Genomic DNA, 13,627 nt, shown 5'->3' on the forward strand with positions numbered 1-13,627 from the left:
AACCAGCGTTCCGTGTCCTCCCCCTCCGTCACCTTCGGTGCCACCTCCCCCTAGCGGGGAAGGATCGCAACGACGGCTAGTCCAGCAGCCAGTGCTGCTTCGCGATACCCTGCGCATAGAGCAGCGCAGTAAGGTCGCCATGATCGATCCGCGCAGCCGCCGCCGCCGCGACGATCGGCTTGGCGTGATACGCTACCCCCAGCCCCGCCGCCTCGATCATCGCCAGATCGTTCGCGCCATCACCGACCGCGAGTGATTCCTCCACCGCAATCCCCCGCTCGGTGATCGCGGCGTGCAGCGTCGTCAGCTTCGTATTCGACCCGACGATCGGCTTGGTCACCGTCCCCGTCAGCGTTCCGCCCTCGATCTTCAACACGTTGGCGATCGCACGGTCGAAGCCGATCTCTTTTGCCACGGGCTCGGCAAACCGCGTGAAGCCGCCCGATACCAGCACCGCAAGAGCGCCCCGCGACCGCATCGTCCGCACCAGCGCCTTCGCGCCCGGCATGATCTTCACGCGTTCGGCCAGGCAGCGCTCGATGTCGCTTTCCGCCAGCCCCTTCAGCAGCGCCACGCGGGCGTCCAGCGCCGCTTCGAAATCGAGTTCGCCGCGCATCGCACGTTCGGTGATCTCTGCGATCTGCAGCTTGATGCCGGCGTAGTCGGCGAGTTCGTCGATGCATTCGACGGTGATCATCGTCGAGTCCATGTCGGCGACCAGCAGCGTCTTGGTACGCGTCACGCTCGATTGAACGACTACGTCGGTACCGACGAACGCACCCTCCAGCGCGACCCGGGCTGCGTCCGGCGCCATCCCGAAGATCAGGTCCGCCGCCTCGCCCTCATCGATCCAGCCGCTCGCGCCCGGTGCGCAGCCTGCGTCGCGCAAGCGGTCCATCGCGGTTGAAATATCGCCTGCGGTCAGCGTGCCCGAGGCTATAAGCGTTGCCGTGAACATACCCATCTCCCAATCAACGGGCGCGCTCCCGAAGGTCGCGCTCATCGCAGGGCCGACCGCGAGCGGCAAGTCCGCGCTCGCACTGGCCATCGCCGCGCGCCACGACGGCGTCGTCATCAACGCCGATTCCGCGCAGGTCTATGCCGACCTCCGCATCCTCACTGCGCGGCCTTCGGTCGAAGAAGAAGCGAGCGCCCCGCACCAGCTGTTCGGCCATGTCGATGCCGCCGACGCGAGCTACTCCGCCGCGCGCTGGGCCGCCGAGGCGACGCAGGCGATCCGCGACACGCTCGCCGAGGGCAAGCTGCCGATCCTGGTCGGCGGCACGGGGCTCTATATCCGCACGCTGCTCGACGGTATCGCACCCGTCCCAGACATCGACCCGACCCTTCGCGAGCAAGTCCGCGCCCTCCCCGTGGCGGAGGCGCACGCCGCGCTCACGCAACTCGACCCGCAAGCCGCGACCAAGCTCAACGCAGCCGACACCACCCGCGTCGCCCGAGCGCTAGAAGTCGTCCGCGGCACCGGCCGCACGCTTGCCGACTGGCAGACAGAGAAGGTCGGCGGGATCGGCGACACGATCGACGTCTGCGCGCTGATCCTGATCCCCGACCGCGACTGGCTCAACGCGCGCATCGACCAGCGCTTCGCCAAGATGGCCGATACCAGCCGCGAGGAGATCGCCGCGCTGCTCGCCCGCACCGACATCCCGCAGGACGCCCCGATCCGCCGCGCGATCGGTGTACCCGAGATCGCCGCGCTCGTCCGCGGCGAGACCTCGCAACCCGACGCCATCGCCGCCGGATCGCTCGCCACGCGACGCTATGCCAAGCGCCAATATACGTGGCTCCGGCACCAGCCACCCGCTGCTTGGACCCGCACCGAAGCCCTAGATCTCCCAACGCGCATGCAGCAATTTGAAACTATATTGCTCAAATGATGTTTGACACGCATCTTTTATATCGGTAGCCGCCCCCTCCACGAGACGCTAAAGGCAGCGTTCTCGCAAAGGATGATATGAAATGACCGAGAAGAGTGGAGCCGATATCCTGATCGAGGCGCTGTGCGATCTCGGCGTGGAGGTCGTCTTCGGCTATCCGGGTGGTGCCGTGCTGCCGATCTACGACGCGCTGTTCCGCAGTGGCCGGATCAAGCACATCCTCGTGCGCCACGAACAGGCTGCGACGCATGCGGCCGAGGGTTATGCCCGCTCGACCGGCAAGCCCGGCGTTGTGCTCGTCACCTCGGGCCCGGGCGCGACCAACGCGGTCACCGGGATCACCGACGCGCTGATGGATTCGATCCCGATGGTCGTGATCACCGGCCAGGTGCCGACCGCGCTGATCGGCACCGACGCGTTCCAGGAGGCCGATACCGTCGGCATCACGCGCCATTGCTCGAAGCATAATTACCTCGTGAAGGATCCCGCCAAGCTTGGCGACGTGATCCACGAGGCGTTCCATATCGCTACCTCGGGTCGTCCCGGCCCGGTGGTCGTCGACATTCCCAAGGACGTGCAGGTCGCGACCGCGCGCTACAAGAAGCCCGGCCCGATCCAGCACAAGACCTATCGCCCGCAGGTGAAGGCCGACCAGTCGCAGATCGAGCAGCTCGTCGACATGCTCGCCGCGGCCGAACGTCCGATCCTGTACACGGGCGGCGGCATCATCAATTCCGGCCCGGCCGCGAGCCAGTTGCTGTGCGAACTCGTCCGCATCACCGGCGCGCCGGTGACGTCGACGCTGATGGGCCTCGGCGCCTATCCCGCGTCCGGCCCGCAGTGGCTCGGCATGCTTGGGATGCACGGCACGTACGAGGCCAACATGGCGATGAACCAGGCCGACCTCGTCGTCGCGCTCGGCTCGCGCTTCGACGACCGCGTGACGGGGCGGCTCGACGCGTTCAGCCCGAACTCGCGGAAGGTGCATATCGACATCGATCGCTCGTCGGTGAACAAGACCGTGCGCGTCGATCTCGGGATCATCGCGGACGTCGGCCATGCGCTCGAGGACATGGTGCGGATCTGGAAGAGCCGCCAGCATCCCAAGCCCGACACGACCGACTGGCAGCGGCGGATTGCCGGCTGGCGCGCGGTGAAGTGTCTCGATTTCCCGGAGAACGATCCGACCGAGATCATGCCGCAGCGCGCGATCCGGGCGCTGTTCGACGCCACGCAGGCGCGGTCGCCGATCATCACGACCGAGGTCGGCCAGCACCAGATGTGGGCGGCGCAGCATTTCGGGTTCGAGAAGCCGAACAAGTGGCTGACGAGCGGTGGTCTCGGCACGATGGGCTATGGCCTGCCCGCCGCGATCGGCGCGCAGCTCGGCAATCCGAATGCGCTGGTGATCGACATCGCCGGCGAGGCGTCGATCCAGATGAACATCCAGGAGCTGGCGACCGCATCGCAATACCGGTTGCCGGTGAAGATCTTCATCCTCAACAACCGATATATGGGCATGGTCCGCCAGTGGCAGGAGCTCACCTATGAGAGCCGCTATGCCGAGAGCTATTCGGATTCGCTGCCCGATTTCGTCAAGCTCGGCGAGGCGTATGGCTGGAAGGGCATCCTGATCGAGACGCGCGACCAGCTCGACAGCGGGATCGCCGAGATGCTGGCGTATGACGGCCCGGTGATCGTCGATTGCCGCGTGTCGCAGCTGACCAACTGCTTCCCGATGATCCCGTCGGGCGCGGCGCATACCGACATGATCCTGCAGGCGAATGAAGTGTCCGGCACGATGGACGACGAAGCGAAGGCGCTGGTTTAAGATGCACATTTCCCAGGAAAAGGCCGAGCGGCACACGCTGGCCGTTATTGTCGACAACGAACCGGGCATCCTCGCCCGGATCGCCGGCCTGTTCACCGCGCGCGGCTACAATATCGAGAGCCTGACGGTGAGCGAGATCACCGCGGACAAGTCGGTCAGCCGGATCACTATCGTCACCAGCGCGTCGCCGGCGACGATGGAGCAGATCATTGCCCAGCTCGATCGGCTGGTGCCGGTGCACAAGGTCACCGACCTGACGGCACAGGGCGCGCACGTCGAACGCGAGCTCGCGCTGGTGAAGGTGCGTGGCACCGGCGACCACCGGATCGAGGCGCTGCGCCTCGCCGACGTCTACCGGGCGCGCGTGGTCGATGCGACGACGTCGAGCTTCGTGTTCGAGGTCACCGGCGGGATCGACAAGATCGACAAGTTCGTCGAACTCATGGGCGAAGTCGGTCTGATCGAAGTCGCCCGAACCGGCATCGTCGCGATCGCCCGCGGCAAAGAGCCGGCCTAACCACCACGAGTTTTGTTCTCCCGCGAAGGGCTTTCCTTCAAAGTAATACTTTGAAGGGCGTCCGAAGGCGGGAGCCCAGCCTGAACCTCCGCCTTCGCGGAGGGACACATCTTATCGAAAGGACCATCCAATGCGTGTCTATTACGATCGCGACGCCGACCTGAACCTCATCACCGACAAGAAGATCGCGATCGTCGGCTACGGTTCGCAGGGCCATGCCCACGCACAGAACCTCCGCGATTCAGGCGTCAAGGACGTCGCGATCGCACTCCGCGAAGGCTCGGCCACCGCCAAGAAGGCGATCGAGGCGGGCTTCGCGGTCAAGTCGAACAAGGAAGCCGCCGCCTGGGCGGACATCGTCATGATCCTCGCCCCCGACGAGCATCAGGCGGCGATCTATGCTGCCGACCTGCACGACAACCTCAAGCAGGGCGCGACGATTGCGTTCGCGCACGGCCTCAACGTGCATTTCGGCCTGATCGAGCCGCGGGCCGATCTCGACGTCATCATGATCGCGCCCAAGGGCCCCGGCCACACCGTGCGCAGCGAATATGTCCGCGGCGGCGGCGTCCCCTGCCTGATCGCGATCGACCAGGACAAGTCGGGCAACGCGCACGACATCGCTCTGGCATATGCATCGGGCGTCGGCGGCGGTCGCTCGGGCATCATCGAGACCAACTTCCGCGAGGAATGCGAGACCGACCTGTTCGGCGAGCAGGCCGTGCTGTGCGGCGGCATCACCCACCTGATCCAGGCCGGGTTCGAGACGCTGGTCGAGGCCGGCTACGCGCCCGAGATGGCGTATTTCGAGTGCCTCCACGAAACCAAGCTGATCGTCGACCTGCTGTACGAGGGCGGCATTGCCAACATGCGCTACTCGATCTCGAACACTGCGGAATATGGCGACATCACGACGGGTCCGCGGATCATCACATCGGAGACCAAGGCCGAGATGAAGCGCGTACTGGCCGACATCCAGTCGGGCCGGTTCGTGAAGAACTTCATCCTCGACAACCGTGCGGGGCAGCCGGAACTGAAGGCGGCGCGGAAGCAGGCGCTGGCGCATCCGATCGAGAAGATCGGCAGCGAACTGCGCGGCATGATGCCGTGGATTGGGAAGAATGCTCTGGTGGATCGCGAGCGCAACTGAGCGAAGCGAACGCGCGTGAGCGCGGCCGGCACGACGAAGCCTGCCCATAGGGCACGGCTTCGCCGGGGCCGACGGGTTGGCGTGAGGAGCGCGTTTCGGTTGCTCCCATACCCCCAATCCACCCCGGCGAAGGCCGGGGCCCAATTGGGAAGGCTTTAGTAAAGGAGCGCCGTCCTCAGTCGGCAACATCCCGCAATTGGGCCCCGGCCTTCGCCGGGGTGGTATTGTAAGGTGGGGCCGGCTTCTCCTTTCTGTTCCCTCGCGAACGCGGGGGTCCAGGGTCTCGGGCGGTGGTCGTGGTTTAGCTGGGCCCCCGCGTCCGCGGGGGAACAAGAACGAGCGGTGCTCTCTTCTCCCCCTCCCCCACAACCCAAATCCGAAACACAGCGTTGGCATAACGTCGTTTGACGCGCCCCCTCCCGTCGGTCAGCATCGCGCGTCAAACAGGAGACCCCGCATGCGCCTAGTCCTAGCCACGATCCTCGCCCTCACCGCCGCGCCCATCATGGCGCAGACCGCCGCCATCCCCGGCGCCCCCGTCAAGGCACGCGTCGCCGCCGGCACCTACGCGGTCGATCCGAACCACACGCAGGTGACGTGGCAGGTCAACCACATGGGCTTCTCGATGCTCGAAGGGCAGCTCGGCGCATCGGGCGGCAGCATCACGATCGATCCCGCCAAGCCGAACGCGACCAAGGTTGAAGTGAATTTCGCGATCGACCAGCTCTCGGTCACCGCAGCGCCGTTCGCGGGCCATCTGAAGTCGAAGGACTTCTTCGACGCCGCGACCTACCCGAGCGCCAAGTTCGTCTCGACCAAGGTCGTCGCTACCGGCGACAAGGCGACGATCACTGGCGACCTCACGCTCAAGGGCGTCACCAAGCCCGTCGTGCTCCAGGCGACCTTCGTCGGCGCCGGCGCGAACCCGATGAACAAGAAGCTCAACTTCGGCTTCCGCGCGACCACCTCGATCAAGCGCAGCGACTTCAACCTCGGCGCCTACGCCCCGGTCGTGTCGGACAAGGTTGACCTGACAATCAACGCCGCGTTCTCGGCGCAATAATATACCCCCGAGCTCCCACGGAGCGCAATCAACATATAAAATCCCTATCGCGCTGGACACGGGACGTGTCCGCGCGATAGGACGCCATCAATGACGCACGGCCGCCTCCTGCTGCTTCGACTTACGCGCCCTTAGGCGCGCCGATCGTTTGCGCGGTGGCCATGCCCCGCGCCTCGCGCCTAAGGGCTGACCCGAACGCTCCCGACGATACGAGAGACACGAGCCATGCTGCGCGACCCATCGACCAAATACCGTCCCTTCCCCCAAGTCGACCTGCCCGACCGCCAATGGCCGTCGAAGACCATCGTCAAGCCGCCGCGCTGGCTCTCCACCGATCTGCGCGACGGCAACCAGGCGCTGATCGACCCGATGGACGCGGAAAAGAAGACGCGCTTCTTCGACCTGCTCTGCAAGGTCGGTCTGAAGGAGATCGAGGTCGGCTTCCCGAGCGCCGGCGCGACCGAATTCGACTTCATCTCCGGCCTCGTGAAAACCGGCCGCATCCCCGACGACGTATCGATCCAGGTGCTGACCCAGTCGCGCCGCGACCTGATCGAGACCAGCTTCGCCAGCCTGATCGGCGCGAAGACGGCGATCGTCCATCTCTACAACGCGGTGTCGCCGGCGTGGCGAAAGATCGTGTTCGGCATGGACCGCGCGCAGGTGAAACAGATCGCCATCGATGGCGCCAAGGTGCTGCGCGACGAAGCCGCCAAGCAGCCCAACGTCCGCTGGCAGTTCGAATACAGCCCCGAGACCTTTTCGACCGCCGAACTCGATTTCAGCCTCGAAGTCTGCGAGGCGGTGATGGACGTCCTGATGCCGACGCCCGAGAACCCGATCATCTTCAACCTGCCCGCCACCGTCGAGTGCGCGACGCCGAACATCTATGCTGACCAGATCGAGTGGTTCGGGCGCAACATCCGCAACCGCGACGCGGTGGCGATCTCGCTGCACACGCACAACGACCGCGGCACCGGCGTCGCGGCGGCGGAGCTCGGCATGATGGCGGGCGCGGACCGCGTCGAGGGCTGCCTGCTCGGCAATGGCGAGCGCACCGGCAATTGCGATCTCGTGACCGTCGCGCTCAACATGTACACGCAAGGGGTGGATCCGAAGCTCGACCTGTCGGACATCGACGGCGTCGTGAACACGGTCAATTACTGCACCAACATCCCCGTCCACCCGCGCACGCCCTATGCCGGCGACCTGGTCTTCACGGCCTTCTCGGGGTCGCATCAGGACGCGATCAAGAAGGGCTTCGCTGCGCAGGAGGCGAAGAACGACACGCTGTGGGAGGTGCCGTATCTCCCGATCGACCCCGCCGATCTCGGCCGCAGCTACGAGGCGGTGATCCGCGTCAACTCGCAGTCGGGCAAGGGCGGCGTCGCCTGGGTGATCGAGCAGGACAAGGGGCTGAAGCTGCCGAAGCGGTTGCAGGCGGACTTCAGCCGGCACGTCCAGGCCTATGCCGACGAGACCAGCCGCGAGTTGAACGCCGCGGATATCTGGGGCCTGTTCGAGCGGACCTACATGCCGCAGGCCGACGACCGGGTGGAACTGCGCGACTATGAGGAAAGCGGTGCGTCAGGGCAGCGGTTGTTCATCGGTCGTGTGGCGATCAACGGCGAGGAGCGGTCGATCTCCGGGCGTGGCAATGGCCTGATCTCGGGCGTGATCGCGGCGATCGCGGAGTCGACCGGGCCTACGCTCGACGTGGTGGACTATAACGAGCACGCGATCGGCCATGGCGCGGATGCGCAGGCGGCGGCGTACGTCGAATGCCGGACGGCCGAGGGCAAGACTGTGTTCGGGGTAGGCATGGACACCGACATCGCCACCGCCTCGGTCCGCGCGGTATTGTCGGCCGCCAACCGAGCCTGATGCGCACCTCCCTCTCCCCTCCGGGGAGAGGGTCGGGGTGAGGGGCAGCCAAGCAGTGCTCCGCCTGGAACAGCCCCTCACCCCAGCCCTCTCCCCGGAGGGGAGAGGGGGCAGTGCGCCATTTGCGCTCGGGTAATCCTCCCCGGCACGGGGAGGGGGACCGCCACGCGCTTGCGTGGGGGTGGAGGGGGGCCTCCCCACGCGTAACGCTGGCGGCACGCCCCCACCACCAGCTACGCTGGTCCCCCTCCCCGCATGCGGGGAGGATTAGCGAGTGCGGACGATCTCGCAGCCAACGCGGGCGTCGGGGTAGACATCGGCCTTCACCGTGCGGACCTTGACCCGCCTCACCCGCTCGTCCGCCAAACACAGCCCGGCTATCGCCTCGCAGAGCGTCTCCTGCAACGCGAACGGGCGCTCCGCCGTCAGCGCGCGGATCCCCGTGCGGACGAAATCATAGTCGAGCACTTCCTCGATCGCATCCTCGCCGAGCGGGCCCGAATACATCACCGTCATCTCGACCGAGACGACCACGCGCTGCGGCGCGACCTCGTGCGGATGGATGCCAAGCCGCATCATGACTTCGAAACCGTCGAGGATCGTCGTGAACTCAGCCATTGCGTCCCTCGAACATCACATCGCCATCGCGTGTCAGAAACCGTTGTCCGCAATCAACGAATACATTCTGCCCCGTCACGCCTTTTGCGTTCAGCAGCCACGCGACCGCATCCGCGATCGCCTCGGCGCCAACCGGACGCTCGAGCAAATTGTCGCTCGCCACGGCCGCGAACTCTTCTTCGCTCTGGTCCCCGCTCGGCAAGGTTAGCCCCGGCGATACCGCGTTCACGGAGATACGCGGGCCGAGCGCCTGCGCCAGCATCGTCGTCGCCCCCTCCAGCGCGATCTTGCCGCAGCTGTACGAGAAGAAGTCCGGATTGAGGTTCGCCACCTTCTGGTCGAGCACGTTGACCACCGCGCCATCTACGACATCGTACTGCGACGCAAGCGCCGACGCGAGCAGCACCGGCGCGCCACAGTTGATCGCACCAAGCTCGGCGAACAGCACCGGATCGACGCTCGGCGGACGATCGAACTCGAACTTCGACGCACAGTTCACCAGCCCGTCTATCGGCCCCCCGATCGCGGCCCGCGCCGCCGCGAACAGGTCGCCGATCTCGCCGAGATCGCTCAGGTCACCCGCCACCGCAGCAGCACGCCCGCCGCCATCGACGATCTCCGCCACCAGCGCCGCCGCCTCATCAGGCGAATGCCCCTGGTGCACGACCACCGCATGCCCGTCCGCAGTCAGCCGCCGGACGATCGCCGCACCCAACCGCTTCGCCCCGCCCGTCACCAGGACGGTTCGCATCAGACGCCGCGCCCCATCAACGCCAGCACTTCCTTGCGGCTGCGCTCGTCATCGCGGAACACGCCCATCATCCGGCTCGTGACCATCGTCACCCCCGGCGTGCGGACACCGCGCGCCGTCATGCAGGCATGGCTCGCCTCGATCACCACCGCGACGCCCTGCGGCTTGAGGTTGTCCCAGATGCAGTCGGCGACTTCCGCGGTCAGCCGCTCCTGCACCTGCAGCCGCCGCGCGAAGCCGTGCAGCACGCGCGCGAGCTTCGAAATGCCGACGACATGGTCGCGCGGCAGGTACGCGATGTGCGCCTTGCCGATGATCGGCGCCATGTGATGCTCGCAATGCGACTGAAACGGGATGTCCTTCAGCAGGACGATCTCATCATACCCGCCGACCTCCTCGAACACGCGTTCGAGGTGTTTCGCCGGATCGTCGCCATAGCCTGCGCAATATTCCTTCCACGCACGTGCAACACGACGCGGCGTATCGAGCAGCCCCTCGCGGGTCGGATCGTCGCCCGCCCAGCGGATCAGCGTACGGATCGCCGACGCTACGTCTTCGGGCACAATCACCTTGCCGTCGGGACCCAGTACATCGCCCCCAGCTGGCCGCCCGTCGGACCCGTTCAGTTCATCCCGCATCGCAACACCCTTTGTCAGCATACCCAAACATCGGAACATGGGTCCTCTTTTGCAACTGTTTCATTTGAGCAACGCGCCGTAAATCCCCGTAATCCGGGCTTCAAAAAGCGTTGACGGTTGATTTTTTTGGTCGTTACTTCGCCATACCTGAAAATCTAAATCGTGAATCGGCATAGACCGGCACGATCGGGGAGAGGACTGCCATGGCAAAGTTCGAATTGCTCGCCGCATCGGCGATGATACTCCTGTCGATTGCGCCGGCAATGGCGCAGACCGCCACCACCACATCGGCCGAAAACACCGCGCCCACCAATGGTCCCGGGCAGGAAGCGCCGTCGACGCAGACGACACGAGACGTGTCCACCGCCGATCCCTACGCGTCGCAGGATATCGTGATTACCGCGCAACGCCAATCGCAACGTCTGCAGGATGTTCCGATCGCTGTGAGCGCTTTTACCGCGGACAACATCGCCAAGCAGCAGATCGTCAATCCGAGCGCGCTCCAGCAGACGCTGCCCAACATCACCTTCACCAAGACCAACTTCACGACGTCGAGCTTCACGATCCGCGGGATCGGCGACCTGTGCACCGGCGCGACCTGCGACACCGCGACCGCGATCCACATCAACGACATGCCGTTGGTCACCACCCGGCTGTTCGAGAGCGAGTTCTTCGACCTGGAGCGGATCGAGGTCCTTCGCGGGCCCCAGGGGACGCTGTTCGGCCGCAACGCCACGTCGGGCGTGGTCAACTTCATCTCGGCAAAGCCCGACCTCTCCGGCGTACATTCGGCTGCCGAGTTCGAATACGGCAACTATGATTCGAAGCGCGTGAAGGCGATGCTCAACCTGCCGTTCACCGATACGCTCGGGATCCGCGTCGCGGGCACGTATCTCAACCGCGACGGCTATACCAAGAACCTCTACGACGGCCGCAAGATCGACGGGCGCGATCTGTATTCGATCCGCGGCACGCTGTCGTGGGAGCCGACCAGCGATACCCGGGTCGACCTGATCGGCTATTATTTCCGCGAGAAGGACGACCGTTCGCGGTTGCAGAAGCAACTCTGCCACCGCGACCCGACCGGCATCCTCGGCTGCCTGCCCGACCGGCTCGCCAACGAGACAGCGAACGGCAATTCGACGCTGTCGGCGGTGCTCAGTTCGAACGAGTTCTTCGCGGTCAACAACCCAGCGCTCGCCCGCTTCGGGCTGCAGAGCCTCTATGGTCAGGATACCTACACCGGCGTCGTCAACCCGGCCAACGTGCGGACCGTGTCGCTCGACTACAGCCCGACCTATTTCGCCGAGGAGGAGCAATATACCGCCAAGATCTTCCACGATTTCGGCCCGGTCAGCCTGAACTTCACCGGCGGCTACACGCGCAACGCGGTCGACAGCACGACCGATTATAACCTCGCGGTCGAGAACCCGCTGGCCAACAATGTCGGGCTTGCGACGCTCAACGCGCTCGCCCGCTCCGGATCGCCGTTCGCGTTCCTGAACGGCGTGCGCCAGACGCTGATCCCCAACGGGCCCGCGGGCGGCGCGTGCCAGTCGGCGGCAGACCCCAACAACGTCGGCATCTACGGCGGCAATTCGATCGGCTGTTATCCGCAGAGCCTCGACTTCGATCGCTCGCGCCAGGTGAACCGCCAATATTCCGCCGAAGCGCATCTCGACAGCAATTTCGAGGGCATGTTCAACTTCCTGCTCGGCGGCATCTATGTCGACAGCAAATCCACCAACACCGATTATTTCGTCAACGCGTTCGGGCTCGATTACGCCTCGGGCATTCTCGGCTCGGCAAACGCGGCGGGGGCCGGGCTGCCCGCGGGCAACGGCTATTTCCTGTCGACGCCCTTCTATCGCAACAGCGATACCGAGTTCCGCCTGAAATCCTATGGCATCTTCGGCGAGACCTATTTCAAGTTCACCGACAAGCTCAAGCTGACCGTCGGCCTGCGCTACAACCACGACAAGAAGACCGACGAGGCGCGCAACCTCGCGCTCAACGTGCTGACGCCGATCGGCGCGACCGGAATCGAGCAGGGGCTGAACTACGGCACGGTCGATTTCGACCCTAACCTGCCGGGCCGCCAGGAGTTCGCCAACGCGCAGGTCAGCTTCTCCCGGCTGACCGGGCGCGCGGTGCTCGACTATCGGATCACCGAGAACAACCTGCTCTACGCATCCTACTCGCGCGGCTATAAATCGGGCGGGATCAATCCGCCGCTGCTGCCGATGTTCAACGTCAGCAGCACGTTCCTGCCCGAGCAGGTCAACGCGTACGAGATCGGCTCGAAGAACACCTTCGGCGGTGGCCAGTTCAGGCTAAATCTCACCGGCTTCTATTATCAGTACAAGAACTTGCAGCTAAGCCGGATCGTCGCGCGGACCTCAGTCAACGACAATGTCGACGCCGATATCTACGGCGTCGAGGCGGAGGCGATCATGAGCCCGATCCCGGCGTTCGTGGTCAACATGAACGCGAGTTACCTGCATTCGAAGGTGTCGACCGACAAGCTGCTGGTCAACCCGCGCGACGTGTCGGGCGGCCGGTCGGACGCGGTGATCATCAAGGACATCACCAACGCGTCGAACTGCGTCGTCGTCCCGAACGTGGCGGGCAACGCGGCGTTGTCGAACGGCTATGTCGCGGCGGTCAATTCGCAGATCGGTCTGCGCGCACCGACCGCGATCCCGACGGTGGCGGCGACCGGCGCGTTCGGGATCTGCTCCGCGCTCGGGGCCAACGCCGCGGCGAGCGGCGTGTCGGTGCTCGACGGAGTGACGACCAACATCCGCGGCAACCGTCTTCCACAGGCACCGACGTACAAATGGTCGGTCGGCGCGCAGTACACGATCGACTTCGCCAACGGCATGAGCCTCGTCCCGCGTGCCGACCTCAACTATACCGGCGGGTTCGCGGCGAGCATCTTCAACACCGCGATCGACCGGATTCCCGGCTACGAGGTGGTCAACATGCAGGTCCAGCTCAACGCCCGCGAAGACCGCTTCTACGTCCGCGCCTATGTGCAGAACCTGACCAAGAACGATGCGACGACCGGGCAGTATGTGACCGACCAGTCGGCCGGGCTATTCACCAACATCTTCACAATCGAACCACGCCGGTATGGCGTGGCGGCCGGGTTCAAGTTCTGAGGGCACGTTCGAGGCAAGGCCGTTGCGTTACGAAGCCGTCGGACAGGATGGCGATCTGACTGATCCTCCCCCGCCAGGGGGAGGTGGCGCCGAAAGTGACGGAGGGGGCGGGC

Annotated in this window: 11 protein-coding genes; 7 read left to right on the top strand and 4 right to left on the bottom strand. The window is 65.1% G+C overall.

The features are described 5' to 3' along the window. Positions 1-76 precede the first annotated feature (76 nt). Positions 77-958, bottom strand: coding sequence for a phosphoserine phosphatase SerB (gene serB, locus C8J43_RS17110; RefSeq protein ID WP_133031937.1), 882 nt, complete (start codon positions 956-958; stop codon positions 77-79). On the opposite strand from serB, the gene miaA reads away from it, so the two are divergent. From miaA to leuA, 6 genes are all read left to right on the top strand, one after another. After that, positions 951-1,898: a tRNA (adenosine(37)-N6)-dimethylallyltransferase MiaA gene (gene miaA, locus C8J43_RS17115; protein ID WP_243645645.1), complete on the top strand. Its 948-nt coding sequence runs from the start codon at positions 951-953 to the stop codon at positions 1,896-1,898. The two genes, serB and miaA, sit on opposite strands and share 8 nt — an antisense overlap. An 82-nt stretch (positions 1,899-1,980) precedes the next feature. Further along, positions 1,981-3,729, top strand: a complete 1,749-nt coding sequence (locus C8J43_RS17120; RefSeq protein ID WP_133031938.1) for an acetolactate synthase 3 large subunit — start codon at positions 1,981-1,983, stop codon at positions 3,727-3,729. Position 3,730: 1 nt separating this feature from the next. Continuing rightward, on the top strand, positions 3,731-4,246 hold the full coding sequence (gene ilvN, locus C8J43_RS17125; RefSeq protein ID WP_056048113.1) for an acetolactate synthase small subunit: 516 nt from the start codon (positions 3,731-3,733) through the stop codon (positions 4,244-4,246). A gap of 130 nt (positions 4,247-4,376) precedes the next feature. Then, entirely contained in the window at positions 4,377-5,396 is a 1,020-nt protein-coding gene (gene ilvC, locus C8J43_RS17130; RefSeq protein ID WP_056048109.1) for a ketol-acid reductoisomerase, read from the top strand. A 457-nt stretch (positions 5,397-5,853) separates the two neighbouring features. Next, complete coding sequence (locus C8J43_RS17135; protein ID WP_133031939.1) at positions 5,854-6,459, top strand: YceI family protein; 606 nt, start codon at positions 5,854-5,856, stop codon at positions 6,457-6,459. Positions 6,460-6,684: 225 nt separating this feature from the next. Then, positions 6,685-8,343, top strand: coding sequence for a 2-isopropylmalate synthase (gene leuA, locus C8J43_RS17140; protein ID WP_133031940.1), 1,659 nt, complete (start codon positions 6,685-6,687; stop codon positions 8,341-8,343). 267 nt (positions 8,344-8,610) lie between these two features. On the opposite strand, the gene C8J43_RS17145 is transcribed toward leuA, so the two are convergent. From C8J43_RS17145 to folE, 3 genes are read right to left on the bottom strand one after another with little or no spacing between them, the layout of a single operon-like run. Beyond that, positions 8,611-8,961, bottom strand: coding sequence for a dihydroneopterin aldolase (locus C8J43_RS17145; protein ID WP_133031941.1), 351 nt, complete (start codon positions 8,959-8,961; stop codon positions 8,611-8,613). Beyond that, on the bottom strand, positions 8,954-9,712 hold the full coding sequence (locus C8J43_RS17150) for an SDR family NAD(P)-dependent oxidoreductase (RefSeq protein WP_133031942.1): 759 nt from the start codon (positions 9,710-9,712) through the stop codon (positions 8,954-8,956). Before C8J43_RS17150 ends, C8J43_RS17145 begins: the two co-directional genes overlap by 8 nt. Next, positions 9,712-10,350, bottom strand: a complete 639-nt coding sequence (gene folE / locus C8J43_RS17155; RefSeq protein WP_243645646.1) for a GTP cyclohydrolase I FolE — start codon at positions 10,348-10,350, stop codon at positions 9,712-9,714. Before folE ends, C8J43_RS17150 begins: the two co-directional genes overlap by 1 nt. Before the next feature lie 203 nt (positions 10,351-10,553). Here folE and C8J43_RS17160 point away from each other — a divergent pair, with 203 nt between their 5' ends. Next, positions 10,554-13,514, top strand: a complete 2,961-nt coding sequence (locus C8J43_RS17160) for a TonB-dependent receptor (RefSeq protein WP_133031943.1) — start codon at positions 10,554-10,556, stop codon at positions 13,512-13,514. Positions 13,515-13,627 lie beyond the last annotated feature (113 nt).

Source organism: Sphingomonas sp. PP-CE-1G-424 (assembly GCF_004341085.1).
Taxonomy (GTDB): domain Bacteria; phylum Pseudomonadota; class Alphaproteobacteria; order Sphingomonadales; family Sphingomonadaceae; genus Sphingomonas.

Excerpts from the sequence above, each read along its gene's own strand:
- ilvN (WP_056048113.1), top strand. The coding sequence starts at position 3,731 with ATGCACATTTCCCAGGAAAAGGCCGAGCGGCACACGCTGGCCGTTATT.
- C8J43_RS17150 (WP_133031942.1), bottom strand. The coding sequence starts at position 9,712 with ATGCGAACCGTCCTGGTGACGGGCGGGGCGAAGCGGTTGGGTGCGGCG.
- leuA (WP_133031940.1), top strand. The coding sequence starts at position 6,685 with ATGCTGCGCGACCCATCGACCAAATACCGTCCCTTCCCCCAAGTCGAC.
- C8J43_RS17135 (WP_133031939.1), top strand. The coding sequence starts at position 5,854 with ATGCGCCTAGTCCTAGCCACGATCCTCGCCCTCACCGCCGCGCCCATC.
- C8J43_RS17160 (WP_133031943.1), top strand. The coding sequence starts at position 10,554 with ATGGCAAAGTTCGAATTGCTCGCCGCATCGGCGATGATACTCCTGTCG.
- C8J43_RS17145 (WP_133031941.1), bottom strand. The coding sequence starts at position 8,961 with ATGGCTGAGTTCACGACGATCCTCGACGGTTTCGAAGTCATGATGCGG.
- folE (WP_243645646.1), bottom strand. The coding sequence starts at position 10,350 with ATGCGGGATGAACTGAACGGGTCCGACGGGCGGCCAGCTGGGGGCGAT.
- ilvC (WP_056048109.1), top strand. The coding sequence starts at position 4,377 with ATGCGTGTCTATTACGATCGCGACGCCGACCTGAACCTCATCACCGAC.
- serB (WP_133031937.1), bottom strand. The coding sequence starts at position 958 with ATGTTCACGGCAACGCTTATAGCCTCGGGCACGCTGACCGCAGGCGAT.
- C8J43_RS17120 (WP_133031938.1), top strand. The coding sequence starts at position 1,981 with ATGACCGAGAAGAGTGGAGCCGATATCCTGATCGAGGCGCTGTGCGAT.